Genomic DNA, 24,654 nt, shown 5'->3' on the forward strand with positions numbered 1-24,654 from the left:
AGCTTGACGTTGCCCTCGTCTCGCGAGTCCTATAGCTGAGGGAACTATGCCGCTTCGCCCTGCCGAGCGGTGAATCAGTTCTGTCGAATGTCATGGGAGGGGGCGGCTGCGCCGCCCCCTCCCCAGAACCCTGAAGAAAGATAGGGCAAAACCAGCAGCAAGCCCGACATCTCTTACATGGTCGCCTCCCATTCGCAAGGCAATTCTTGATCACGAGAAAGGGTGGTTGTGGACTTATGTCCGGACTCTATCGCGGGCATGGCACAAGCGAGAAGCCGAGTGCCAGGCAATCGCGGCAGTGTCCCGCGTCGGCAGGCTCACCGCCACGGCGCTGGTCGAGAAAGCCTGCGCGGGCATCCTCCGCCGAGCCGCAAATCGGGGCAAGGAATTGCCCCAACCCTTAGCGCGCGCACTCAAGGCGGTGGTGGACTCGGGACGGACTTCGAGTGCGACGGTGGCTTGATACCCGAAATCGCGCGAGCGCTCACGACGAGCAATCAGCGCATCGACGCGGAATCTGAAACGTTGCTCGTCGCGCACTCATTGCGAGGAGAGGGCTTCGACGCGAGCGAGGACGGAACTGGGCGCGGCACGCCGCTCGTCCCCGTCGCTGGCACCCTGACAAGCTATTGGCACCACAGCGGCGGTGCATCGGCTGGAAACAATCCCGGCCTTATTAACCCGGTATTCCACCGCTCGGGGGTGCGCCGTCTCACCCCCCCCCTCGAATGCGAGCGCCTTCAAGGCTTCCCGGACGGATACACCGCTATCGCATTCTGCGGCAAACCGGCAGCCGATGGCTCGCGTTACAAGTCGCTTGGCAACAGCATGGCCGCCAACGCGATGCGTTGGATTGGCGAGCGCATCCAGCTCGTCGACGCGTTTTCCGTAGATTCGCGCGTTTCTTTGCCGCGGGAGTTGATCGGATGATCCCTTACCACGGACTTCCTATCACGCCGAACACTGCCGCCCTGCGCGCGATCGCTGGGGGACATGCGTTTGTGTCGTTCGAATATCCCGAACAATTAGGGCTTGTGCTCGACGTGGCACAGACGTTCGCCGTTGACAACGGCGCGTTTAGTGCATGGTGCGCGGGGCGGCCGGTTACGGATTGGTCGCGCTACTACGCGTGGGTCGCGGAATTGCATCGCTATCCGCCGTTCGATTTCGCCGTGATCCCCGATGTGATCGACGGCGACGAGGTGGCAAACGACGCGCTAGTCGCCGAATGGCCGTGGCGCTATCGTGCGCCGTGGACAGGCGCGCCGGTCTGGCACCTGCATGAATCGCTCGGGCGGCTGGGACGTCTCGCGCTCGCGTTTCCGCGCGTCTGTCTCGGCAGTTCGGGGCAGTACGCGGAGATCGGCACCGCCCAGTGGTGGACGCGAATGGAGGAGGCGATGAACGTCGTCTGCGATCGCGACGGTCGGCCAGTTTGCAAACTGCACGGATTGCGAATGCTCGACGTGGACGTGTTCACGCGGTTTCCGTTTGCGAGTGCCGACAGTACAAACATCGGGCGCAACGTCGGTATTGATTCCCGCTGGCGCGGGCCGTACACCCCTGTGTCGAAAGAGGCTCGCGCACAGGTCATGCGCGAGCGTATCGAGGTGCACCAGCCTCCGATTTTCTGGCAGCGCGAACACACGCCAATCCAGTCAGCGTTACCTCTGGAGGCGGTGTGAACGAGCGCCCAATCCTCCATGTCATTTCCATGTCAGGCGGTGAGGACAGCACGGCGATGCTACTGGTCGCACTCGAGTTGCACGGCCGTGACGGCGTGCGCGTCTGCCTGTGGACTGTGCGAATGAACGGGGCCCACGACAACCAGCGGAGCGATTCACTTGCGCATGTCGCGCGGATATCGCGCGGCGTCGAAGTATTGCTTGCCGTCCTTGTCCATCGTCCACGTGCTGGAGTGTTCATGGTGGCTTTGCGGCACGTATTCGGTGCCCGCGACCTTCAGTCGTTCGCCTTCGGCGCGCCGGTGCCGCCGATGCCACTTGCCCTTATCCCACGCTTCGCTGTCCGAGGACGTCATTCCGCGAATTGGGGTCTTTCGCTTGCTGCGGCTCACGTCGTTATCTCATCGGGCGAATGTGTTTTTAACCAGTCGCGCACGGCAGCATTCAAGCGCGACTGCCAGCGCGGCCCGGTTGACTTGAAGGCATCCAGGATGTCGTCGTCGAATCGGATCGTTGTTGCTGTCTTGTGGCTACCTGTCGGCCGGCCGCGACGCACAAGCTTGTCGCCTTGCCGAAGGTCGGCCTGTTCGACCCACTCGTCAGTAATTTCAGGCGCGTCGTCTGGATCAACCCAGGTGGGACGCAAGTTTGGCGATTTCGCGTTCATTTGCTTTCCTCATGCTGATGATGCGCCGGGCTTCCCCGCGCGCGGTCCAAACCACAATGACGATGCGGTCGTCCAGCCATCCCGCTGTTGCAAACCTCTCTTCGCCGTAGTCCTGCCGATCGTCGATCCGGGTCAGCGTACGCCCCAGGAAAACCTCATCGGCTCGTGCGAATCCAGACCGCGTTCGGTCATGGTTTTGTCGCGCTTGTTTTGGTCGAACTCGATCTGCATCGGAATTATTGTACTAACAATAAATCAGTAATGCAAGGTCTGCCTGCTGTCACGGGAGGCTAGATGACAGGTCTCCCCGAACCATTGACGCCGCCTGATTGCGATCGGTGCGTTAGCGTGACTGATCATCAGCTTTCCAGTCGGGCAGCCGGTGGCCACCGGCGCGCCTTCTTTGCCTGCCAGATGGCGCGCGCCCGACACCTCTTTCTGGCAGGCGAGGAACATAGGCATGGGCATCAAACTCAAGGCAACACTCGAAACCGAGGTCTATATCAGTCAGGGCGGTTATCTTGCCATCAACCAGGAGAACAACATTGGCGAGGAGTCGACTGTGATTCTTTCTCCGGACCAGGCGCGAGTGGTCGTAAAAGAAATCGAACGTCAGCTCGAGGATACGAGTTGGTGGGAAGAGAGTGTTCCGACCGGCGACAGCGCGTAAGCGCGTCCATCGTATGTGTCCTCTTGGGAAGGAGGGCACATGTCTATTCGGCTACTCGCACGGGGTGATGATCGTGTCCACGTTCTATGAGAACGTCAGCCGGGCAAAGATGGAGGGGCGCGAGCTGGAGGAGGGCGAGCAAGACGAGAGCGTCGTTCTTGAATTCCGCCCGGGCGCCGGCGGCGAAATGCTCATTGCGTGCCTCTGGTCGCGCTGGACGGGATCCGGCGAGCCGGACCTCCTGTCGTTTGCTGCGATCACAGACGAGCCGCCGCCCGAGGTGGCCGCCGCGGGACATGATCGCTGTATCGTGCCGATCAAACCAGAAAATATCGACGCGTGGTTGTCGCCGGATCCCGCGAATCTGGCGGCGCTGCACGCAATCCTGGATGATCGATATCGACCGTACTACGAGCATCGATTGGCGGCGTGACGGGACACCGGTGCGGGTGTAACCGTCGACCGTGCGCCTAGGGTGGAAGACGGTCCAGCGGCAGGAGGCGGCCAGGTCCGGTCAGTCCGACTTCATGCGCGAATGACGGGTGCTTAGACCGAACCGGCCGGTCGTGTGCACTGCTGCAGCGCGGCTTAAAGATCCTGGCCAGTAATCTCGATGCGCTCTCCACTCGATGGAGGTATTTTGCGTTCCGCAACTCCCACTAACTTTTGCTTTCCCAACTGAAACGCGAGCAGCAACTGCTTCTGGCTGTCGTCTGCCGCTCCGAGGTATTCGCAAACAACCTCCGGTCTGAGTTCGAAGGCGCAGTATCCCCACCCGAAGCCATACGCGGAGAACCACAGCGCTGACCGGCTGTCGACGATTGGGGTTGTCAGTTTGATGTATGACGAATCCATGGCGTTCGCCCTCCAGACTGGTGGTTGCCGAACTGGATTGTCCCACAACGCGTCCTCATGGCCGGGTGCTAGGCGACATCACGCCGCACTGATGACAGGCGGCTTCGGCTGGTAGTCGAAGGCTGCCCGGCGGGGTGGCATCTTCTGGCTGCATACCAGTCACCTAAATTGGGGCTTTGAATGGCGCATAGGGGTGGCGGACTGCCGATCGCAGCTCGTGCGAAGTTCAGGCAGCGTATGCTCATCGCATGAGACTGCAACCGGCCATCTTCAGCCCTTCGACCGCGCGCCGTGGCGAACATTCGGATATCGGCTCTGAGCCGGACATCGGACGCTCGCCGGCCGGCCATCATGTAACTCGTAGCCATTGACGGAGGGCGGAGGCCGGCGACGCGATACCCTGCGGTGCAGAGTACGAGGCCGGCTTACGCTGAAACGGCTGGATCGACGGGTACCGTGAACTGAAAGATGGCGCCGTTACCGCCAGATTTTGCACGGATCGAACGATTACCCCGAGATCAAGGCAGGCACGCCGGCATGTAATCGCGCGCGGTTGACACATGGCTTGAGCACGCTGCCGGAGTCGGTAGGCTAAATACCGGCTGGGTTTAAGGTCTGTCTTGGTCGAGAAGAAGTTATGACTCTCATTGCGCGCCTGTCCGGAACAATCAGGCAATGAATCAAGAGGATCTGACTAACATCCCCTTCCTGCATATGCCATCGTAAACGGAGCACTTTTCGATGGAGGAGCAGCATGCTTAAGACTCGGAAGCTTGGACGTGAAGGACTTGTGGTGTCGGAGATCGCGCTGGGTTGCATGGGGATGTCCTTTGCATACGGCACGCCGGACGACGAGGAATCGGTCGCAACGATCCATCGGGCGATCGAACGGGGTTGTACGTTTCTCGATACTGCGGAAATCTATGGCCCATTCACCAACGAAGAACTGCTCGGCCGTGCGTTGAAGGGGCGCCGGCACGAGGTCACGATCGCGACCAAGTTCGGTTTTGCCTTTGAAAATGGTGTGCGCGGCCTCAATAGCCGCCCCGCGCACATCAAGGGAGTGATTGATGCTTCGCTAAAGCGCTTGCAGACCGATCACCTCGATTTACTGTATCAGCATCGGGTCGATCCCGATGTGCCGATCGAAGATGTTGCGGGCACGGTGAAGGATGCGATCGCGGCCGGCAAGGTGCGCTTTTTTGGCTTGTCCGAAGCGAGCGTCGATACCATCCGGCGTGCGCACGCGGTGCAACCGGTTTCCGCCCTGCAGAGTGAATATTCGCTGTTCGAGCGCGGTGTCGAAGACAAGCTCTTGCCGGCGCTTCGTGAACTCGGCATTGGTTTTGTGCCATATAGTCCGCTTGGCCGCGGGTTTCTGACCGGCACGGCGAAGCGGGCGGAAGAGTTGCCCGCCGATGACTGGCGTGCTGCCAACGATCCGCGCATTCAGGGCAGCAATTTCGACGCGAACATCAAGCTCGCCGACTTCGTCAAGGCGCTGGCGAAGGACAAGTCCGTGACGCCGGGCCAGATTGCCCTCGCATGGCTGCTTCATCAAGGCAACGATCTGGTGCCGATCCCGGGCACCAAGCGGCGCAAGTACCTCGAGGAAAACCTGGGGGCGGCTTCAGTCACGCTCACGGCCGCCGAGCTGGAAAGCATTCGCGCTTTCCTCTCGCAGCACAAGACGGCGGGTGCGCGCTACCTGCCGGCGATGCTATCGAATCTCGATCGGTAGCGCAGCGCGGACGATCAGGCGAGCTCCGCGAGGCAAGCCTCGAAGGTGGCGATCAGGCGGTCGACGTCAGTCGTAGAGGTTTGGTTTGTTTTTATTGAGCGCCTTGTAGTACCTTCGTCAGTTCCACATTCTGATGCATTGGCGCTGGATGATCGTCAGGTCATCCAGCCGCTCCTGACGAGCGACAACGCAAATAGCAGCTTTGGCCAAGGGTGCTTGAATCGTACATCGTGAACGTCTGCTCTACCTCGGGAAGAGCCATAGATGGCTCGCCATGTCGAACGTCGGTTCAGGGTCGTGTGCGGTCGCCGACGAACCGCCGCCCGGAAGTCTCGGCAACTGGTGATGACCGTTGCATCGTGCCGATCAAACGCGAGAATGTCGACGAGTGGCTGAACCCCGATCCGGCGAATCTTTCCGCGCTCCATGCGATTTTGGACGATCGGGAGCGGCCGTATTACGAGTATCGGGTGGCGGCATGATCCAGTGGCGCAGCGGCGGTCGAATGACAGCTTTTTGCCAGCATTGTTCATCAGAGCCCGCATTTACAAGGAATTGTAGGGGTTCGAGTCCCCTCCCTCGCACCACTATTGGTAGTCAAGAAAAAACCGGCCCTTCGTCATTTTCGGGCGCCAGCCAGACTTCGGAGCGGGGACGTGTCCTCTTCGCCCCGACTGAGACGCAAAAAAGCCCGCTCGATGGCGGGCTTATTCCGAAATCCTCGTTTTCGTTCCGAATTTCACTTTGTGAAATCCACGAACTTCGATAAACGATTGATTCTAATGAATTCTTTGGGGTGGCTGATGGGACTCGAACCCACGACGACAGGAATCACAATCCTGGACTCTACCAACTGAGCTACAGCCACCACTAACATCCGCTTGACTTGCTCTAAAAAACCTGTCTCGCCGACGAAGAAACGAGATTATAGGGACTAGATGGTAGTTTGCCTAGTCCTTTATTCAAAAATTTCGATGGGCTCGCGCAGATGCTGTCTTGCTTCGTCGAAGATGGTCAGATCACGGGCCGCAAGTCGCTTGCTGTCGGACAAAACTCGACGCCAACCACGCGCACCCGCTTCGCCGCGATACAGCCCAAGCGCATGGCGCGTGATCGCGCCGAGATAGGTGCCGCGCGCCATTTCGGTCGCGCAATACTCGATCAGTTTCGCTTCGACCTGCTCGCGCGTCAGCGGCGCCTGCGCGGAGCCGTAGAAGCGCGCGTCGACATCGGCGAGCAGGTAGGGGTTGTGATACGCCTCGCGCCCGAGCATCACGCCGTCGACGTGGTGAAGATGCGCGTCGACTTCGTCGAGCGTCTTGATACCGCCATTGATGACGATTTCCAGCTGCGGAAAATCGCGCTTCAACTGATACGCGTAGTCGTACTTGAGCGGCGGAATCTCGCGGTTTTCCTTCGGGCTCAGGCCTTTCAGTATCGCGTTACGCGCATGAACGATAAAGACCTCACAGCCGGCTTGTGCGATCGTGCCGACAAAATCGCGGACGAAGCCGTATTCCTCGACCGTATCGACGCCGATGCGGTGCTTGATCGTGACTGGCACCGATACGACGTCGCGCATCGCCTTCACGCAATCGGCGACGAGTTGCGGCTCGTTCATCAGGCATGCGCCGAACGCGCCGCGTTGCACGCGCTCGGATGGGCAGCCGCAATTCAGGTTGATTTCGTCATAGCCCCATTGCTCGCCGAGCTTGGCCGAACGCGCGAGATCGTCGGGCTCGCTGCCGCCGAGTTGCAGCGCGACTGGCGCTTCGTCGGGCGTGAATGCGAGATGACGCGGCACGTCGCCGTGCAGCAGCGCGCCGGTCGTCACCATCTCCGTGTAAAGCCAGGTATGGCGCGAAATCATTCGATGCAGCGAGCGGCAATGGCGATCCGTCCAGTCCATCATCGGGGCAACGGACACGCGGCGGGGGCTGGGAGTGCGAGGTAAAGACATGGAGCGGCCAGGCGGCTTGAATCAAAACAATAATTTTACCGCAAGGCCAGAAACCGCCGGGCGCGCTGGAGCCCTATCACTGTCGCGACAGAGGCGGGCACCGGTTCGTCAGTGCGTCAATGCCTTAATGTCCATGTCCCCCCATCCCGCCACCACTGCTCCACGAGCTGCCGCCGCCGTGCATGCCGCCGTATCCGCCACCGTGCCATCCGCCGTCCCCGCCATGCGATCCGCCGTGCCCGCCGTGCGAGCCACCGCCATGCCATCCGCCGCGCCCGTGCCAATACCCATGTCCGTAATAGCAGCACGACCCTCCGAAACCGCCATAGATACCAACCGAGCCGTACGCCGGTCCGTAGTAAGGCGGTCCATACGCGTAGGGATAGTAGGGTTGCGCATAGCCGTAGTCCGCTGGCGGCGCGACGACGCATCCAGTGATGCTCGCTGCCGCGGCCGCTAGCAGCGTCATCGATGCAATGAGCCTGGTCACGATTTTCTCCTTCACGTAAACCTCAGAAAAACCGCGCGCAACGGAGTTCAGTCGCGTTTGTGTCCGAGCGTTACCGGCGCCGGCGCGGCGGTGCGCGCTCGGGGCTTCACCACGCGAGCCGTTGCCGCGACGCTCGACCGTTTCGCCAATCTTCTCGCGTATTACCGAGCGGCGTTGCGGTAACACTTCGCTAACGATCTGATACGTTACTGAAGGGCGTGGCTGTTAACTTCCATCGGACGATTCGTCGTTTAAGTCGGAAGCGATTCGCTTGCCCGCCCCGTTCGATCATCTGCTCAAAGGCAACGTGCTGTATCGCCACGGCATGCGCTACAACGAGGCGGAATCGCTTGGACCGCTCGTGCGCTTTGCCGACAAATACCCGTTCAACTTCATCAACGTCGGCCTCATTCATCTCGCGCTGCCGAACGCGCGCATCAATCATGGCCGCCGCTCGCGATTACAGACCTGTCTATCGATTTTCTCGCGCATTTTTCACGACGTGGCGTTCGGCTGCCACCTCGGCGAGCTGGGCCGCTGTCAGCGCGCGTACGATGCGTTGATAACGCACTGGCGGCGCGTTCTACACGCGGGCGTGACGATCGAGATCGAGCACGAGGAGCTGGTCGACGCTTGCGAAGCGAACGTGCGTCGCATGCTCGCGCATTGCGGGCTCGAGTGGGACGAACGTTGCCTTGCATTTCGCGAGACGATGCGGCGTGTCAGCACCGCGAGTTCGGCACAGATGCGCCGACCGTTGTATCGAACGTCGATGCGGCGCTGGCAGCCGCGAGGCGAATTGCGTGAATCGCTATGGGAAGGTCTCGGCCCGAACCTGACGGCGGCCGACGCTCAACGCGCGATCACCGATACGTGATGCAGCCACGGGTACACGCCGGCAATGAACGCCGCGTAGATCACGGCCATCGTTACGCCGGCGGCCGTGCCCCAGATGTCGCGCGAGGCCGCGCCCTGGCGAAAATGCACAGGCAGTCCGACCACGACGTAGCCGATCACGAAGAACAGGATGACCGCGCGCACCGGCGACAGATCGTGGCCGATGAATTCGAGCAACGCCGACAGGCTGAATTGCGACATGGACATGCAGGGAGTCACGATGGCGGGGGATCGCACGGCGCCGGAACACATCGAAATTGTTCAGCGAATGACGACTGATCCGCTTCACTCCCGACGTTTCACAGCGCGACGACCTATGCCGATTAAAGGCCACGCAAACGCGATCCGCAAGAAAAAACCTGTATGAATTTGTACTGTCCTACATTGCTTGCAGTTTGCCTGCGCCGCGACTTTCAGCCGGCCTGGCAACGCTTTCACGGCCACGGTCTCAACGCTCCAGGGGCTTCGGTTTGCGCAAGGGGGCGAGCAGCGGTTTCAAGCCGTTGTGATCGATCTCGTGCATCAACGCGAGCAGACGGCCAATCTCGCCGGGCGGAAAGCCCTGGCTCGCGAACCAGTTCAGATAGTGGCCGGGCAGGTCGGCGATCACGCGGCCTTTATATTTCCCGTAGGGCATCACGCGCGTGACCAGCAATTCGAGGTGTTCGTGATTCATGGCAACGAAGTCATGATGAAACGCGCATCGAGGGCGCAAAGCGCGCAACGCGCAAGCACCAGGCGGCGCGCTGCAACGCATGGCCCCGCATTCTAGCCGTGCTGCAGGTAATGCGTCGGCGTGGTAACGTCTGCGCTTTCCGTTCACCTCTTCAACAGGACAAGTTAGATGGAATACCGCAGACTCGGCGACTCCGACGTGCAGGTTAGCCTGATTGGTCTCGGCACGATGACGTGGGGCGAGCAGAACACCGAGCAGGAAGCGCACGCGCAGATCGACTACGCGCTCGATCACGGCGTGAACCTGATCGACACCGCGGAAATGTATCCGGTGCCGCCGCGCGCCGAAACGCAAGGCTCGACGGAGCGCTACATCGGCACGTGGCTCGCGCAGCACAAGAGCGCGCGCGAGAAGATCGTGCTCGCCACCAAGATCGCGGGCCCCGCGCGTCAGCCGCACAATCCGCGCCATATTCGCGGCGAGGGCAACCAGTTCGATCGCAAGAACCTGACCGAGGCGCTCAACGACAGCCTCGAACGTCTGCAAACGGACTACGTCGATCTGTATCAGCTGCACTGGCCCGATCGCAGCACGATGACGTTCGGCCGTCCGTCGTATCCGTGGGTCGACGACGCGTACACGGTGCCGATCGAGGAAACGCTGACGGTACTCGCCGAATTCGTGAAGGCTGGCAAGGTGCGCCATATCGGCGTGTCGAACGAAACGCCGTGGGGTGTCGCGCAGTTTCTGCGCGCGGCCGAAAGACTCGGCTTGCCGCGCATCGTCAGCATCCAGAATCCGTACAGCCTGTTGAACCGCACGTACGAAGTGGGTCTGTCCGAGTACGCGCATCGCGACAACATCGGTCTGCTCGCGTATTCACCGCTCGCGTTCGGCTGGCTGTCGGGCAAGTACGAAGGCGGCGTGCGTCCTGCCGGCGCGCGCATCACGCTGTTCGAGCGCTTCCAGCGCTATAGCAAGCCGCAAGCCGTGCAGGCGACCACGCGTTACGTCGAGCTCGCGAAGCGCCACGGCATGACCCCCGCGCAATTCGCGCTCGCGTTCGTCAATAGCCGGCCGTTCGTGACCAGCAATCTGATCGGCGCGACCTCGCTCGAACAATTGAAGGAAAACATCGCCAGCGCGGACGTGAAGCTGTCGCCGGAAGTGCTGGCGGAAATCGACAGGCTGCACGAGCTGCAGCCGAATCCGGCGCCTTGATGTCAAGGTAAGCGCGACGCGCTTGCCGCGGTGGCCCCGGTCGATTGCCGGGGCGGCCGCGGAAGGCGCAGCGAATCACTCGGCGTCGGCCGAACTCAACCCGCGGCCTTTGCCGTATCCACCGTCTCGCGCTTCGCCGCAAGCGGCGAATTCTCGCCGAGATCCCAGAACAGTCCCGCCATCATCTGCAGGCCCTCGCGCACCACCGGAGCCAGAAGGTGCTCGTTCGGCGCATGCTGCGAGCAGGCCGGATAAGAATGCGGCACCCAGATCGTCGGCAGACCGAGCGTGTCGGCGAATACCTCGTTCGGCAGCGTGCCGCCGAGATTCGGCAGCAGCGCGGTCTTCTTGCCGGTGGTCGCTTCGAGCGACGCGATCGCCCACGTGACCCACGGATCGTCGGGATCCAGCCGCGTGGCTGGCGCGCCGCGCTCGACGTCGATTTCGACCAGCTGAAAACCGTGCGCATCGAGATGCGCGCGCAGATGCTTGCCGAGGTTTTCCCAATCGGTGCCGACCACGAAACGCAACTGGCAGACCGCGAACGCCGACGGCGGAATCGCGTTGACCGGGTTCTCCGGATTACCCGCCTTGAAGGCCAGCACTTCGAAGCTGTTCCAGCCGAACGCGCGCTCGGGCGCGGAAAGACCCGGCTCGCCCCAGTTGTCATCGACGGTGGGGTCGCCCGGACCGTTGCCCACCGTGATGTCGGCAAGTGCGCGGCGCACGGCCTCGGGGATCGGCGGCGGACGCAGGCCGTCGACTGCGATCACGCCGCGCGCATCGACTAGACTCGCGAGCGCGTTGGCGAGCACCGTCGCCGGATTGCGCAGCAAGCCGCCCCAGTTGCCCGAGTGATGCGCGCCGTCGCGCAGGTTCAGCGACAGCCTGAAATTGACCGCGCCGCGCGAGCCGAGAAACACGGTCGGACGACGCGCTGCGAGACGCGGACCGTCGGAGGCGATCAGCACGTCGGCGGCAAGTTCGTCGCGATGCGCATGGCAGATCGCGTCGAGCCCCGGTGAGCCGGTTTCCTCGCCCATCTCGATCAACAGCTTCGTATTGAAGCCGAGTTTGCCGTCGCGCGCGGCGAGCGTGCTCGCGAGCGCGGCGAGGTTGATCGAGTGCTGGCCTTTGTTGTCGGCGGTGCCGCGACCGAACCAGCGCTCGCCTTCCACGGTCACCGCCCACGGCGTCAGCGGCGCGCGCCACTGGCTGTCGTAGCCGCGGACGACGTCGCCGTGGCCGTAGATCAGCACGGTCGGCAGATGATCGCCTTCGTGACGGTTGGCGATCAGGAATGGACCGAAGCCATCGACCGGGTTATCGACGATGCGCGTGCTGAAGCCGAGGCGCTCCGCTTCGGGCTGGATTTCGTCGGTCAGATAGGACAGCAGCAGTGCGCCGCGATCGCTTTCCTGGCTTTCGGTGCGAAAACCGACGCGACGGTTCAGATCGGCGAGAAAAGCGCCGGATTCGAAGTGCCGGGTGGCAAGCTCGATGGCCTGGTTGCGGCTCATGTCGATGTCTCCGATGCAGGGGATGGGTGAAGGGGCGGAGGGCCGCGAGGCTCGATGGCTCGATGGCTCGATGCTCGGCGCGGCGTTCAGGCGAATCGCCTGCAACGTGATTGCGACCGATTCTAGAAGCGCGCCATTTTTGTCACAATGATCATGTTTCGAAGCTTGCCTTGCCGGAAAAGCAAAGCGTCGCGCGTCGGCTCGAACCGCGGCACCCGCCCACCCATGGCACCGTTGCAAATGACTCGATCGAGGCGTCCAGGATGGCACGTTCACTGCATGGCATCGCGTTGCGTTATTTCGTCGAAGTCGCGCGCAGCGGCTCGCTGAGCGACGCGTCCGAGCGGCTGCACGTCGCGGTATCGGCGATCAGCCGGCAAATCGTGCGGCTCGAAAGCGAGCTCGGCGTGACGCTGTTCGAGCGGCGTCCGCGCGGCATGACGCTGTCCGAGGCCGGTGAGCGGCTGCTTGCGTACGCGCAACGCAGCCTGCTCGAAGCCGAGCACGTGATGAAAGAGATTAGCGGCCTCGCGAGCTTGCACGGCAGCCGGATCAAGATCGCGACCGCCGAGGGTTTTGCGGTCGACTTCCTGCCCGCCGCGATTGCGGGTTTCCGCGCCGAGCACCCCGGCATCGATTTCACGCTGACCGTGATGTCGCCGGCCGACGCCACTCGCCACGTGCGCGACGGCGACGTCGATATCGCGCTCTCGTTCAGCCTCGCGCCGGAGAAGGGCGTGAAGGTCGAGCACACCGAACGCGCGCCGGTGTTCGTGCTGCTGCGCGCCGATCATCCCCTTGCGGCGCGCGCGAAACTGTCGCTCGCCGAGGTGAGTCGCTATCCGCTCGTGTTGTCGGAGACGGGGACCACGATTCGCCAGTTGATCGACATCACGTGCGCGCTCGAAGGCATCCTCCTCGAGCCGGACCTGATCTGCAACAACAGCGGCGCGAGTTATCGCTACGCGCAGCGGTCCGGAGCGATCATGTTCACGGGGCTGCTGTCGGTGCGCGACCGCTATGCCAACGACGGCTTCGTCGTGATTCCGCTCACCGACCCGCAGATGCGCCAGCGCAGCATCCAGGTGCAGACGATGGCGAGGCGCGAGTTGCCCCCGTCGGTGCGCACGTTTCGCGACCATCTGATCGCGCGGATCGCGGATGCGAAGCCGGCTGGGGCGCAGGCTTCGAAGGTCACCGGTGGACGCGGTAAACGTACGCCGCGGCGCCCGCGAGCCGATGCATGAAATGCGACACATGCCCCGCACTAAGCGGCAAATGTTCTCCCGGAATCCGAATCACGACCTAAACTGTGGTGGACGGCAAGGACGGCCCTGAGAAAACGACCCTGATGGTGCGCGCCACGATCAGGGGAAACGCGGAACAATGACAGTCGAACCGCGGACCTGCCGCCCAGTCCGCGATGCTGCAATGCACACAAGCGGCAATAGATGGACCCAAATAGAAACGCGGCGCGTCGTCCCGATGGCGCGTTGCCCACGACAGAGCGATAGGACCAACACAGCCATGGCGCAACAGAAAACCAATCCAAAACTCGAGCAGGCTCTCACGCGCGGTGATCTCGCGATCCGTCAGGCGAACTCGGCGCGGGCGACCGCCTTGTTGCGTGCGCTCGCCAAGATGATCGTCGATGCCTCGGCGACCATCGGCGTGGAAGCCTTCACGCTGATTCACGACGGCGACAAGATCTACGATCCCGCCGATGGTCTATGGCCACAGGCGCTGCTGATTTCGCTCGACGGTCCGGTCGAGGACGCCGATCCCGACGAATTGCGCACGGTGCGGCTGATCGCGGATGATCCGGTCACCGTGTTCCGGGTGGAATGGCAGCGCGCCGATGGCAAGATCGGGCGTCACGAGGGCGGCCCGTTCGCGACGGTCGCGTTCATCTCCGACGTCGATATTCCGTGGACCGATGACGAGGACTGAGCGCGCGCAACGATAGCAAACACGCCGTGCGACGACCGACGCGGCGTCGTCTTGCGCGGGTGCAGGCGCAACGCGCCGCGCGCGCGTTCGGCTTACTTCATCATGCGACGCCGAAACAGGATCGCCGACACGATGAAGCCGCCGATCGCATAAGCGGCCAGCACGCTCACATGCAGCGCCGCGTGCTCCATCGGCCGACCGAGCATCGCCGGGCGCATCAGATCGACCGCATTGGCGAGGGGCAGCGCGGCAGTCACCGCTTGCGCGGCGCCGGGCAGTTGCGAGATCGGAAAGAACACGCCGGAGAGCAGCAGCATCGGCGTGAGCACGAGCGTCTGATAGAACATGAAAAAGTCGTATGACGGCGCGAGCGCCGTCACGATCATCGCGAGGCTCGCGAACGCGAGACCGGCCAGCACGATGACCGGCAGCGCGAGCAGCATCGACGGAAAACTCGCATAGCCGAGCGCGCCTGCCACCAGCATGATCGCCACACCCGACAACACCGATTTGCTGGCGGCCCACACCACCTCGCCGAGCACGATATCGCCGAGCGTGAGCGGCGTATGCATGATCGCTTCCCACGTACGCTGCACGTGCATGCGCGAAAAGCCCGAATACATCGACTCGAAGCTCGCCGACATCATCACGCTCGACGCCACCGTGCCCGCCGCGAGGAACGAGATATACGACACGCCGTCGACGTGCCCGACCATCAGCCCGAGCCCGAGGCCGAGACCGAACAGATAGATCATCGGATCGGCGAAGTTGCCGAACATCGACGCGATCGCGAGCTTTTTCCACACCAGGTAATTGCGGCGCCACACCGCGATCCAGTTCGTGGCATTGGCGGGGAAGGCACCGAACGGTTCTTGCGCCGATGGCGTGCCGTCGTGGGTTTCGTAAGTACGTGCGTCCATCAAGTGTCTCGCTATGGATTCAGTCCTGCATTTCGCGACCGGTGAGCCGCAGAAACACATCCTCGAGATTCGCCGGCCGATGCAGATAGCGCAAATCGGCGCGCTGCTTGAGGCGCATATGCACGGGCTGCGCGTCGTTCACATAACAGAACAGCGTCTCGCCGCTGATCTCGGTGCGCTCGGCGAGCGGCGCGAGTTCGTCGCGCAACGCAAACGGATCGGGGCCGTAGATCTCGATCACGTCGCAGCCGATCTCGGACTCGATCAACTCGCGCGGCGCGCCTTCGGCGATCTTGCGGCCTTCCTCGATCACGCACAGGCGATGACAGAGCCGTTCGGCTTCTTCCATGAAGTGCGTGGTCAGCAGGATGGTCTTGCCGTGCGCGAGCAGCGAGCGCAGCCGCTCCCAGATCAGATGGCGCGCTTGCGGATCGAGACCGGTGGTCGGCTCGTCCATGATCAGCACGTCGGGATCGTTGATCAGCGCACGCGCGAGCGTGAGGCGCCGCTTCATGCCGCCCGACAGTTCGCTCACGCGCGCGTCCGCCTTGTTCTCGAGGCGAGCGAATTCGAGCAGACCCGGCACCGCCGCGCGACACTGCGCGGCGCTCAGACCGAAGTAGCGACCGAATACGAGCAGATTTTCGCGCACCGTGAAATCGGGATCGAGGTTGTCGAACTGCGGCACCACGCCGACGCGCGAGCGCGCGAGGCGCGCGCGGCCCGGGATCGGCTCGTCGCACAGCCGGATCGCGCCGGCGTCGGGCGCCGCAATGCCGAGCAGCATGCGCAATGTCGTGGTCTTACCGGCGCCGTTGGGGCCGAGCAGCCCGAAGCATTCGCCGGTGTTCACATGAAACGACAATCCGTCGACGACCGTTTTTTCGCCGTAGCTTTTCCTGACCTGATGGAATTCGATGGGGGCGGTGGGCATGGCTCGAGCAAGGCTCCGGAAGAAGACACAACGTACGCGCAAGACACACAACATACCTGCGATGCACGCATTGCGCACGCGAAGCCGCTTACTCCAGGTATCGGATCGCCGATGCGAGCGGGTGTCCGGGAACGCGTCGTGCGTGGGGTGCGATGCGCTCGTCGGTGTCGATTGGCGCCGCTGATTGGCGGTGGCACGACTGGCACGTCAACCGGCCCGCAGTGTGTCGACGCAGCGTTCGCAAACGAAGTTTTGCATTGCGGCATCCGTGTGCAAACGCTGCGTCGGGTCGCCCAACGCTTGTGCAGACTGGATCGGCATGCACCGAGTATGCACTTAGCGTTTTCCATCCCTTGCAAGCCGAATTGCGGCGCACCATGATTGATTCAGACCGCGCTTTCCGCGCGAATGGAGAAAACAGATGGCGAGCTACCAGAAAATCCTGTTGTGCTACGACGGCTCGCGCGAAGGCCGCAAAGCCCTGCGTTGCGGTGCCGATCTGGCGTTGGAACTGAAGGCGGAAACGCATCTGCTGTCGGTCGTCGACATGCGTTCGAGCATCGCGCAGAGCGCGGGCCTGTTGACGGACGTCGCCTGCGGCAGCTTCGAAAAAACGGCCCGCGAGATTCTGCAGGAGGGCGTGAACTGGCTGACCGAGCGAGGCGTGAGCGCGCAAGGGCATTTCGCATTCGGTCATCCGATCGACGAGATCGCCAATCTTGCCAACGAGTTGCAGGTCGACCTCGTGGTGGTGGGTCATCGCTGCCGGACTGGTTTGTCGCGGTGGTGGATGGGGGCGGGCAACACGCCGCTGCTCGACCGCGTGTCGTGCAGCATTCTGGTGGCGTGCTCGTCCGCGCAGGAGCAGCAGCAGGCGGCTGCGGCGTAATGGGCTAGTGAGGGACGCGAAGCCGCGCGCCCCGTCATCTAGCCCAGATGTGAATAGACCCTGTCGCGTGGCCGGCCCCGATGGCCAGCCACGCATCCCATCCGGCCAGGTTTCAATCTCACTCGTTCAGATTGATCGCCGCGAGCTTCCACGTGACCAGACCTTCGCGACGAAAGATTGCCGAATAGTTCGCGTTACCTTCGCCACGCCGGTACGTGATGACAAACTCATTGAGACTGCGATAGCCGGCCGTGCTTTGACGCCCGGGCGGCGGTGCGCTTGCCTGCGTGGTGGTGTCGCCCGCGGCTGGTGCGGCCGGCGCTTCGCCGCCCGCGGCTGGCGGCGCGGACGGTTGCTCGCCCGGCGTGCCACGCGGCGGCATGCCGTTCAGCAGCGCCGCGACGCCGTCGGGTGTCGCATAGGCATCGACGAGCGGGCCGATCAGCGTCACGCCGATCACCGCGCCGATCGTGGCCATCTTGTTGCCGGCATCCGCTTCAAGCCGGCGTGTCAGCATGGCGCCCACCTGTTGCTTCAGGCTATCGCGTAGCGCGGGAAAGTCCACATACTGATTGACGGTTTGCACGTCACGCGCATCGGCGGCGCGTTTGAGATTGTTCACCGCGAGATACGGTGACGCATAAATAAAGCCCAGCGCGGCAATCACGATCACCACGATCAGCGTGATCAGCAGCGGCCGGGTGGCGCTGCCCTGTGTGCGTTTCCGAATTGTCATCGAATGGGACTCCACGTCAGTGATGATCTAACGTCGACCACGGCGAGGTCGAAACGATCCCATCCCACGCGAATCTCTGAACATCCGAAGTGTTTGTTGCATGCGTACTCAGGATTCGCTCAGGCTTCGAACACCGCGCCGTGCACGTTGGCTTCGTCGGCTATGCAACGATCGATCATACGGCATACAGCGTCGACCGTACCGACCATGATCAGTCGCGACGGTCCATGATAGACCCGCACCGGCGCGCGACGCGCGGGCTCGGCGATGTTCAGCGCCGAATTCAGCGACACGCGCGCGAACGCCGGCAACGACGACGGCAGACCGGAAGCTTCGGCAGCCGCGTCGAACAGCGACGGCGTGCGCGCAGCGGGCGCCTCGATTAGCGCGCAGGGCGTGAGCTTGCGCAGATGGCGCAGACGGCCGAACTGGCGAAAGGGCAACAGGCGGGCAAGGCGTTCCATGAGTCTCTCCAGGCGATTCGGCGTAGATGCGGGCGTAAATGCGGGCGTAAATGCGGCTTGGGTTGGACAAACCGGCGCAAGCGTTCCGGCGACAACGAAAGATCAGAACTCGCTGGGGCGGATCAGCCCGACCGCGATCCCTTCGAGCGCAAAATCGGCGCTGCCGGATTCCACGAAGATGTTGTCGTAATCGGGGTTTTCGGCGATCAGTTCGATGCCGTTCGGCCGGCGCTTCAGACGTTTGACCGTTACGTCGTCGCCAAGCCGCGCAATGATGATCTGGCCGTCCTTCGCTTCGGTGCGCTTTTGCACCGCGAGCAGGTCGCCGTCGAGAATGCCCGCGTCGCGCATCGACAGGCCGCGCACCTTCAGCAGGTAGTCGGGCTTGCTCGAGAACAGCGCCGGGTCACACGCGTAGTGCTGCGAGATATGTTCCTGCGCGAGGATCGGGCTACCCGCCGCGACCCGGCCGATCAGCGGCAACGACAACTGCATCAGGCCCGCATGCGGCAGGGTGAACTGATACGGCGCGTCCTCCTGCCCGGACAGCAGGCGGATGCCGCGCGACGCGCCGGCCGCGAGTTCGATCACGCCCTTGCGCGCCAGCGCGCGCAGATGCTCTTCCGCGGAATTGGCCGAGCTGAACCCGAGTTCGGCGGCAATTTCCGCGCGAGTGGGCGGAAAGCCGGTGCGTTCGATCGCGCGGCGGATCAGATCGAAAACCTGCTGCTGTCGTGCGGTGAGTTTTGTCATGGCCACTGTATGTATGAACAGGTGACTGTATTTTTATACAGTATTCGGCGCATTTCAAGCTTTACTTTAAGTTCGGCGCAAGGGTCGCGCTGGGGCGTCGTTTATCGGCGACATGACGGCGTTGTCGGCGTCCCAACCGCCGGCGCATCTGTCGTTACCACTTTTAAGCATTAAAAAATGAAGAAACATTATTTTTAATAATGAAAGCGCTTCGATAGACTGGCCTCCGGTTGGCGCTCATGGGCACGTGACCGCGACGCAGAACAACACCAGACGCTCATCAGCGGACATCACGCGGAGAAAAATCGAAATGAACCATCGGCATATGGGGCTTGCGGCTCGAACCAGAAAACTGATCGCGGCGCTCGTCGTCGGCGCGGCGGGGGCGCTCGGCATGTTGGGCGCAAGCGGCGTCGCGCACGCCGACACCACGCTGTTGAACGTGTCCTACGATCCGACGCGCGAGCTGTATCAGGACATCAATCAGGCATTCGGCAAGGAATGGAAGGCCAGGACCGGCGGAGCCGTCACCTTCAGGCAGTCGCACGGCGGCTCGGGCGCGCAGGCTCGCTCGGTGCTCGACGGACTGCAGGCCGACGTCGTGACGCTTGCGCTCGCCTATGACATCGACGCGCTCGCGAACAAGGGGCTCGTCGACAAGAACTGGCAAAAGCGTCTGCCGGACAACGCATCGCCGTACACGTCGACGATCGTGTTTCTGGTACGCAAGGGCAACCCGAAGCACATCAAGGATTGGGATGATCTGGTGAAGCCGGGCGTGTCGATCGTGACGCCGAATCCGAAGACCTCGGGCGGCGCGCGCTGGAACTACCTGGCCGCGTGGGCGTACGCCGAGCATCAACCGGGCGGCAACGACCAGAAGGCCAGGGAGTTCGTCGGCAAGCTGTACAGGAACGCCGGCGTGCTCGATTCGGGCGCGCGCGGCGCGACCACGAGCTTCGTGCAGCGCGGTATCGGCGACGTGCTGATCGCGTGGGAAAACGAGGCGTTCCTGTCGCTGAAGGAGTTTGGTCCGGACAGGTTCGAGATCGTGGTGCCGTCGGTGAGCATTCTGGCCGAGCCGCCGGTCGCGGTGGTCGACAAGGTCGTCGACAAACACGGCACGCGAAAGGTGGCCGAAGCGTATCTGAACTTCCTGTATAGCGAGCAAGGTCAGGAGATCGCCGCGCGCAATTTCTATCGTCCGCGTTCCACCAAGGTGGCCGCCGATCTGACCGCGAAGTTTCCGAAGCTGAAGCTGTACACGATCGACGATTCGTTCGGCGGTTGGACCAACGCGCAGAAGACCCATTTCGCGGACGGCGGCGTGTTCGATTCGATTTATCAGCCGCAGTAAGAACCACCGCCTGAATCACAGCCAGGGCAAAAGGGCGCGCCCAATGGGCGCGCTTTCGGCTAACCGGGGTCCGGTGGCCAGCGGTGCGGCAGGACCGCCGCAGTGCGGCAACACGGCAAAACGAACAACCGCGCGAGCATCAACCATGAACGAGTATCCAGCATGACCACGTTGACCTTCCGCAAGCCGAGCGCATTGCCCGGTTTTGGCCTGACACTCGGCATCACGGTGGCTTATCTGAGCCTCGTGGTGCTGATTCCATTGGCGGCGACCTTTCTGAAAACCGCGACGCTCGACTGGGATCAGTTCGTGCGCGCGGTCACGTCGCCGCGTGTGCTCGCGTCGTATCGGCTGACGTTTTTCTCGGCGCTAGGCGGCGCGCTGATCAACGCAGTGTTCGGCTTTCTCGTCGCGTGGGTGCTGGTGCGCTACACGTTTCCGTTCAAGCGTATCGTCGATGCGGTCGTCGATCTGCCGTTCGCGCTGCCCACCTCGGTGGCGGGCATTTCGCTCGCGGCCGTGTATGCGGGCAACGGCTGGATCGGCCAGTTCCTCGCGCCGCTCGGCATCAAGATCGCGTTCACGCCGGCGGGCGTGCTGGTCGCGCTGACGTTCATCGGCCTGCCGTTCGTCGTGCGCACGGTGCAACCGGTGCTCGAGGAGTTCGAGCGCGAGCAGGAGGAGGCGGCCCCGTGTCTCGGCGCGTCGCGCTGGCTCACGTTTCGCCGCGTCGTGCTGCCGGCCGTGTTCCCGGCGCTGCTGACCGGCTTCGCGCTCGCCTTTGCGCGCGCGCTCGGCGAATACGGCTCGGTGATCTTCATCGCCGGCAATGTGCCGATGAAGTCGGAGATCACGTCGCTCCTGATCATCACGAAGCTCGAGCAATACGACTATGCGGGCGCGACGGCGCTCGCGGTCGTGATGCTGGTCGTGTCGTTCCTGATGCTGCTGTCGATCAACACGCTGCAGTGGTATCTGCAGCGGCGCACGAGCCGCGGCAATACGGGGTCGGCGCCAGTGGCCACGAGCGTCGCCGCTATCGGTGGAGGTGTGCAATGAGCCGCGTTCCGACCCACCCGGCGAGCGCGGCGCGTCGCCCCGATCCGGTCAGCGAGCCGGCGGTCGTGCGCTGGCTGCTGATCGGCCTCGCACTGCTGTTTCTCGCGCTGTTTCTGGCCGTGCCGCTCGCCGCGGTGTTCTACCAGGCGCTGAACAAGGGGCTGCGTTTTTACTTCGAAGCGCTCGCCGATCCGGATGCGCTGTCGGCGATCAAACTGACGCTGCTCACCGCGGCGATCGCGGTGCCGCTGAACCTCGTGTTCGGCCTTGCGGCGTCGTGGTGTATCGCGAAGTTCGAATTCCGCGGCAAGGCGCTGCTGACCACGTTGATCGATCTGCCGTTTTCGGTGTCGCCGGTGATCTCCGGTCTGATCTACGTGCTGATGTTCGGCGCGCAGGGCTGGTTCGGCCCGTGGCTCGAAGATCACGACGTGCAGATTATCTTCGCGGTGCCGGGCATCGTGCTCGCGACGATCTTCGTCACGTTCCCGTTCGTCGCGCGCGAGCTGATTCCGCTGATGCAGGCGCAGGGCAACGACGAGGAAGAAGCCGCGCACGTGCTCGGCGCATCGGGCTGGCAGACGTTCCGTCGCGTCACGCTGCCGAACGTCAAGTGGGGTCTGCTGTACGGCGTGATTCTGTGCAATGCGCGCGCAATGGGCGAGTTCGGCGCGGTGTCGGTCGTGTCGGGCCATATTCGCGGGCAGACCGACACGATGCCGCTGCACGTCGAAATCCTCTACAACGAGTACAACTTCTCGGCCGCGTTCGCCGTGGCCTCGCTGCTCGCGCTGCTGGCGCTGGTTACGCTGGGGCTCAAGCTGTTGGCCGAGCGTCATATGTCGGCGGAACTGTCGGCGGCGCGCGAAGTGCCTGCGTATGCGGGGCCCGTGTCGCCTTCCGGCGCTTCGCAGGCCAATAGCGCGCAGTCCGCTTCTCATTCGTTTTTCGTCAACGCCACGCCTGCGTCGCAGCGACATCCGCTCAAGCAAGGAGAGCTGTAAATGGGTATCACCGTTCGTAACCTGCAAAAGCGCTTCGGCGATTTCGTCGCGCTCGACAACGTGTCGCTCGACTTTCCGCCGGGCGAACTCGTCGCGCTGCTCGGGCCGTCGGGTTGCGGCAAGACGACGTTGCTGCGTGTGATCGCCGGCCTCGAATATGCGGATGGCGGCCGGGTCGAGCTGCAAGGCCTGGATGTCGCGGCGGTCGGCGCGCGTGAGCGCGAGGTCGGTTTCGTGTTCCAGCACTACGCGCTGTTCCGTCATATGACGGTGTTCGAAAACGTCGCGTTCGGGCTGCGCGTGAAGCCGCGCAAGGAACGTCCGTCCGAGAAGGTGATTCGTGAGAAGGTGCATGAGTTGCTGAAGCTCGTGCAGCTCGACTGGCTCGCACAGCGCTATCCGTCGGAGCTGTCCGGCGGCCAGCGCCAGCGCATCGCGCTCGCACGTGCGTTGGCCGTGGAGCCGAAGGTGCTGTTGCTCGACGAGCCGTTCGGCGCGCTCGACGCGAAGGTGCGCAAGGAACTGCGCAGCTGGTTGCGTCGCCTGCACGACGATCTGCATATTTCGACGATCTTCGTCACGCACGATCAGGAAGAAGCGCTCGAAGTGGCGGACCGCATCGTCGTGCTCAATCGCGGGCATGTCGAGCAGGTCGGCAGCCCACAGGAGGTGTACGACCATCCGCAGACGCCGTTCGTCTACGAGTTTCTCGGCGCGGCGAACCGTCTGCACGGCAGCGTCGATGCGCAAGGCTTCGTCGTCGATGGTGCGGCGCTGCCGGTCGCGATCGCGGCGGGTTTTAGGGGCCCGGCGTTCGCCTATGTGCGGCCGCACGATCTGCAGTTGTATCCGCAGGCGGCGGGGCATCGCGAGGGCATTGTCGTCGACGTGCGGCGCGTGGTGACGCTCGGCGGTTCGGTGCGCGTCGAGCTCGCGGGCCGCGAGGGCAATCTGCTCGAAGCCGAACTCGATCGCGAAACGTGGCGTGATCTGCAACTCGCGGTCGGCGACGGCGTGACCGCGGTGCCGCGCGCGCTGCGGGTGTTTCCGGCGCAGTGAGATGGCGGCGCCGCTGTGCGGCGCTGTGGACAGGAGAGAACGTATCAGCCGTACCGCGTGGTTCGCCTGGCATTTGCGGCTCCAATAACTCAACTCTGGCAGAACCGGAGACACAACGATGAATTTCCAGCAATTGCGCTTCGTGCGCGAAGCCGTGCGGCAGAACATGAACCTGACCGAAGCGGCGAACGTGCTCTACACGTCGCAGTCGGGCGTATCGAAGCAGATCAAGGATCTCGAGGACGAACTCGGGGTCGATATCTTCATCCGCCGCGGCAAGCGTCTGACCGGGCTCACCGAACCGGGCAAGGCCGTGCATCAGTTGATCGAGCGGATGCTGCTCGATGCGGAGAATCTGCGCCGCGTCGCGCGTCAGTACGCGGATCAGGACAGCGGCCACCTCGTCGTCGCGACCACCCACACGCAGGCACGCTACGCATTGCCGAAGGTGGTTCGGCAGTTCACGTCGGTGTTCCCGAAAGTGCATCTGGCGCTGCGCCAGGGCAGCCCGCAGCAGATCGCGCAGATGATCATCAACGGCGAGGCGGATATCGGCATCTCGACCGAGGCGCTCGACCGTTTTCCCGACATCGTCACGTTCCCGTGCTATTCGTGGCATCACGTCGTGGTGGTGCCGAAGGATCATCCGCTCGTCGGCCGTGCGAATCTGACGCTCGACGAGATCGCCGAATTCCCGATCGTCACCTACGACCAGGACTTCACCGGCCGCTCGCATATCGATCAGGCGTTCGCGAAAGCGGGTGCGTTGCCCGACGTCGTGCTGACCGCGATCGACGCCGACGTGATCAAGACCTACGTCGAACTCGGCATGGGCATCGGCGTGGTCGCGGCGATGGCCTACGACCCGAAGCGCGACAGCGAACTCGTCGCGCTCGACACGCAGCATCTGTTCGAGGCGAGCACGACGCGTGTCGGCTTGCGCAAGGGCGCGTTCCTGCGCGCGTACGCCTATCGGTTGATCGAGATGTTCGCGCCGCAGTTGAGCGAGGCGGACATCGCGGCGCAGTTGCGCGAGGCGGCTTAGAGCCGCGAGCAGCTTAGGGTGGGACTTGCACCCGCAGGATGGGCGCAAAAAAAGAGTCTTGCCGTGCCCGGCAAGACTCTCTCTAAACACCCGCTATACAGC

27 protein-coding genes, 1 tRNA gene and 4 pseudogenes are annotated in these 24,654 nt (G+C 62.9%); 17 read left to right on the forward strand and 15 right to left on the reverse strand.

The window, feature by feature from the left end:
* Positions 1 to 459 precede the first annotated feature (459 nt).
* The 3 genes and pseudogenes from OKW29_RS24040 to OKW29_RS24050 all read left to right on the forward strand — a co-directional run.
* Positions 460 to 930: a DNA cytosine methyltransferase gene (locus OKW29_RS24040; protein ID WP_429292876.1), complete on the forward strand. Its 471-nt coding sequence runs from the start codon at positions 460 to 462 to the stop codon at positions 928 to 930.
* Positions 927 to 1,685, forward strand: coding sequence for a hypothetical protein (locus OKW29_RS24045; protein WP_429292877.1), 759 nt, complete (start codon positions 927 to 929; stop codon positions 1,683 to 1,685). Before OKW29_RS24040 ends, OKW29_RS24045 begins: the two co-directional genes overlap by 4 nt.
* Positions 1,682 to 1,786: pseudogene (locus OKW29_RS24050) on the forward strand (phosphoadenosine phosphosulfate reductase family protein); the annotation flags it as partial. The gene OKW29_RS24045 and the pseudogene OKW29_RS24050, both read left to right, overlap by 4 nt.
* Before the next feature lie 54 nt (positions 1,787 to 1,840).
* Here the strand turns inward: OKW29_RS24050 and OKW29_RS24055 are convergent.
* From OKW29_RS24055 to OKW29_RS24065, 3 genes and pseudogenes are all read right to left on the reverse strand, one after another.
* Positions 1,841 to 2,041 carry a hypothetical protein gene (locus OKW29_RS24055; protein ID WP_429292878.1) on the reverse strand — a complete coding sequence of 67 codons (201 nt, stop codon included), beginning with the start codon at positions 2,039 to 2,041 and terminating at the stop codon, positions 1,841 to 1,843.
* Positions 2,042 to 2,073: 32 nt separating this feature from the next.
* Complete coding sequence (locus tag OKW29_RS24060; RefSeq protein ID WP_429292879.1) at positions 2,074 to 2,352, reverse strand: BrnA antitoxin family protein; 279 nt, start codon at positions 2,350 to 2,352, stop codon at positions 2,074 to 2,076.
* Positions 2,312 to 2,503 (reverse strand): annotated as a pseudogene (locus OKW29_RS24065) (BrnT family toxin); the annotation flags it as partial. The pseudogene OKW29_RS24065 and the gene OKW29_RS24060, both read right to left, overlap by 41 nt.
* A 309-nt stretch (positions 2,504 to 2,812) precedes the next feature.
* On the opposite strand from OKW29_RS24065, the gene OKW29_RS24070 reads away from it, so the two are divergent.
* The gene (locus OKW29_RS24070) at positions 2,813 to 3,022 is read left to right on the forward strand and encodes a hypothetical protein (protein WP_429292880.1); all 210 of its coding nucleotides are present in this window, start codon (positions 2,813 to 2,815) and stop codon (positions 3,020 to 3,022) included.
* A 43-nt stretch (positions 3,023 to 3,065) separates the two neighbouring features.
* Positions 3,066 to 3,455 (forward strand): annotated as a pseudogene (locus OKW29_RS24075) (SOS response-associated peptidase family protein); the annotation flags it as partial.
* Positions 3,456 to 3,610: 155 nt separating this feature from the next.
* Here the strand turns inward: OKW29_RS24075 and OKW29_RS24080 are convergent.
* A complete protein-coding gene (locus OKW29_RS24080; RefSeq protein WP_429292881.1) occupies positions 3,611 to 3,877 on the reverse strand; it encodes a hypothetical protein in 267 nt (88 codons plus the stop codon).
* Positions 3,878 to 4,631: 754 nt separating this feature from the next.
* Between OKW29_RS24080 and OKW29_RS24085 the strand changes: the two genes are divergently transcribed.
* Positions 4,632 to 5,618: an aldo/keto reductase gene (locus OKW29_RS24085; RefSeq protein ID WP_429292882.1), complete on the forward strand. Its 987-nt coding sequence runs from the start codon at positions 4,632 to 4,634 to the stop codon at positions 5,616 to 5,618.
* 301 nt (positions 5,619 to 5,919) lie between these two features.
* Positions 5,920 to 6,100: pseudogene (locus OKW29_RS24090) on the forward strand (SOS response-associated peptidase family protein); the annotation flags it as partial.
* A gap of 310 nt (positions 6,101 to 6,410) precedes the next feature.
* Here the strand turns inward: OKW29_RS24090 and OKW29_RS24095 are convergent.
* From OKW29_RS24095 to OKW29_RS24105, 3 genes are all read right to left on the reverse strand, one after another.
* Positions 6,411 to 6,486 (reverse strand) — tRNA-His (locus tag OKW29_RS24095).
* Positions 6,487 to 6,576: 90 nt separating this feature from the next.
* A complete protein-coding gene (gene dusA / locus OKW29_RS24100) occupies positions 6,577 to 7,578 on the reverse strand; it encodes a tRNA dihydrouridine(20/20a) synthase DusA (RefSeq protein ID WP_429292883.1) in 1,002 nt (333 codons plus the stop codon).
* 124 nt (positions 7,579 to 7,702) lie between these two features.
* Positions 7,703 to 8,068: a hypothetical protein gene (locus tag OKW29_RS24105; RefSeq protein ID WP_429292884.1), complete on the reverse strand. Its 366-nt coding sequence runs from the start codon at positions 8,066 to 8,068 to the stop codon at positions 7,703 to 7,705.
* A gap of 271 nt (positions 8,069 to 8,339) precedes the next feature.
* On the opposite strand from OKW29_RS24105, the gene OKW29_RS24110 reads away from it, so the two are divergent.
* Entirely contained in the window at positions 8,340 to 8,945 is a 606-nt protein-coding gene (locus OKW29_RS24110) for a sulfotransferase family protein (RefSeq protein WP_429292885.1), read from the forward strand.
* Here OKW29_RS24110 and OKW29_RS24115 read toward each other — a convergent pair.
* A complete protein-coding gene (locus OKW29_RS24115) occupies positions 8,921 to 9,166 on the reverse strand; it encodes a hypothetical protein (protein WP_429294925.1) in 246 nt (81 codons plus the stop codon). The two genes, OKW29_RS24110 and OKW29_RS24115, sit on opposite strands and share 25 nt — an antisense overlap.
* A gap of 247 nt (positions 9,167 to 9,413) precedes the next feature.
* Entirely contained in the window at positions 9,414 to 9,641 is a 228-nt protein-coding gene (locus tag OKW29_RS24120; protein ID WP_184029242.1) for a DUF3820 family protein, read from the reverse strand.
* Positions 9,642 to 9,809: 168 nt separating this feature from the next.
* Here OKW29_RS24120 and OKW29_RS24125 point away from each other — a divergent pair, with 168 nt between their 5' ends.
* Positions 9,810 to 10,862, forward strand: coding sequence for an NADP(H)-dependent aldo-keto reductase (locus OKW29_RS24125; RefSeq protein WP_429292886.1), 1,053 nt, complete (start codon positions 9,810 to 9,812; stop codon positions 10,860 to 10,862).
* Between the two features lie 95 nt (positions 10,863 to 10,957).
* Here OKW29_RS24125 and OKW29_RS24130 read toward each other — a convergent pair whose 3' ends face one another.
* Positions 10,958 to 12,382, reverse strand: coding sequence for a M20 family metallopeptidase (locus OKW29_RS24130; protein WP_429292887.1), 1,425 nt, complete (start codon positions 12,380 to 12,382; stop codon positions 10,958 to 10,960).
* 263 nt (positions 12,383 to 12,645) lie between these two features.
* Here OKW29_RS24130 and OKW29_RS24135 point away from each other — a divergent pair, with 263 nt between their 5' ends.
* Positions 12,646 to 13,629, forward strand: a complete 984-nt coding sequence (locus tag OKW29_RS24135; RefSeq protein WP_429292888.1) for a LysR family transcriptional regulator — start codon at positions 12,646 to 12,648, stop codon at positions 13,627 to 13,629.
* 280 nt (positions 13,630 to 13,909) lie between these two features.
* A complete protein-coding gene (locus OKW29_RS24140; protein ID WP_090804526.1) occupies positions 13,910 to 14,332 on the forward strand; it encodes a hypothetical protein in 423 nt (140 codons plus the stop codon).
* 92 nt (positions 14,333 to 14,424) lie between these two features.
* On the opposite strand, the gene OKW29_RS24145 is transcribed toward OKW29_RS24140, so the two are convergent.
* The gene (locus OKW29_RS24145; protein ID WP_429292889.1) at positions 14,425 to 15,252 is read right to left on the reverse strand and encodes an ABC transporter permease; all 828 of its coding nucleotides are present in this window, start codon (positions 15,250 to 15,252) and stop codon (positions 14,425 to 14,427) included.
* 19 nt (positions 15,253 to 15,271) lie between these two features.
* Positions 15,272 to 16,186, reverse strand: a complete 915-nt coding sequence (gene nodI / locus OKW29_RS24150) for a nodulation factor ABC transporter ATP-binding protein NodI (protein WP_429292890.1) — start codon at positions 16,184 to 16,186, stop codon at positions 15,272 to 15,274.
* A gap of 421 nt (positions 16,187 to 16,607) precedes the next feature.
* Between nodI and OKW29_RS24155 the strand changes: the two genes are divergently transcribed.
* A complete protein-coding gene (locus OKW29_RS24155) occupies positions 16,608 to 17,075 on the forward strand; it encodes a universal stress protein (RefSeq protein ID WP_018418191.1) in 468 nt (155 codons plus the stop codon).
* A 118-nt stretch (positions 17,076 to 17,193) separates the two neighbouring features.
* On the opposite strand, the gene OKW29_RS24160 is transcribed toward OKW29_RS24155, so the two are convergent.
* The 3 genes from OKW29_RS24160 to lexA all read right to left on the reverse strand — a co-directional run bounded on the left by OKW29_RS24160 (position 17,194) and on the right by lexA (position 19,028).
* A complete protein-coding gene (locus tag OKW29_RS24160) occupies positions 17,194 to 17,811 on the reverse strand; it encodes a DUF2939 domain-containing protein (RefSeq protein ID WP_184063810.1) in 618 nt (205 codons plus the stop codon).
* A 119-nt stretch (positions 17,812 to 17,930) separates the two neighbouring features.
* Complete coding sequence (locus tag OKW29_RS24165; protein ID WP_184043952.1) at positions 17,931 to 18,275, reverse strand: hypothetical protein; 345 nt, start codon at positions 18,273 to 18,275, stop codon at positions 17,931 to 17,933.
* Between the two features lie 102 nt (positions 18,276 to 18,377).
* Entirely contained in the window at positions 18,378 to 19,028 is a 651-nt protein-coding gene (gene lexA, locus OKW29_RS24170) for a transcriptional repressor LexA (RefSeq protein ID WP_184029221.1), read from the reverse strand.
* Between the two features lie 310 nt (positions 19,029 to 19,338).
* Here lexA and OKW29_RS24175 point away from each other — a divergent pair, with 310 nt between their 5' ends.
* The 5 genes from OKW29_RS24175 (at position 19,339) to OKW29_RS24195 (ending at position 24,552) form a co-directional block, all read left to right on the forward strand.
* Positions 19,339 to 20,385, forward strand: coding sequence for a sulfate ABC transporter substrate-binding protein (locus OKW29_RS24175; protein ID WP_429292891.1), 1,047 nt, complete (start codon positions 19,339 to 19,341; stop codon positions 20,383 to 20,385).
* Positions 20,386 to 20,547: 162 nt separating this feature from the next.
* A complete protein-coding gene (cysT, locus tag OKW29_RS24180; RefSeq protein ID WP_429292892.1) occupies positions 20,548 to 21,444 on the forward strand; it encodes a sulfate ABC transporter permease subunit CysT in 897 nt (298 codons plus the stop codon).
* Complete coding sequence (gene cysW / locus OKW29_RS24185; RefSeq protein WP_429292893.1) at positions 21,441 to 22,448, forward strand: sulfate ABC transporter permease subunit CysW; 1,008 nt, start codon at positions 21,441 to 21,443, stop codon at positions 22,446 to 22,448. Before cysT ends, cysW begins: the two co-directional genes overlap by 4 nt.
* On the forward strand, positions 22,449 to 23,507 hold the full coding sequence (locus tag OKW29_RS24190; protein WP_429292894.1) for a sulfate/molybdate ABC transporter ATP-binding protein: 1,059 nt from the start codon (positions 22,449 to 22,451) through the stop codon (positions 23,505 to 23,507).
* Between the two features lie 118 nt (positions 23,508 to 23,625).
* Entirely contained in the window at positions 23,626 to 24,552 is a 927-nt protein-coding gene (locus tag OKW29_RS24195) for a CysB family HTH-type transcriptional regulator (protein ID WP_429292895.1), read from the forward strand.
* The last annotated feature ends 102 nt before the right edge of the window (positions 24,553 to 24,654 follow it).

The organism is Paraburkholderia sp. CI3, assembly GCF_050436505.1.
Classification (GTDB): Bacteria; Pseudomonadota; Gammaproteobacteria; order Burkholderiales; family Burkholderiaceae; genus Paraburkholderia; species Paraburkholderia tuberum.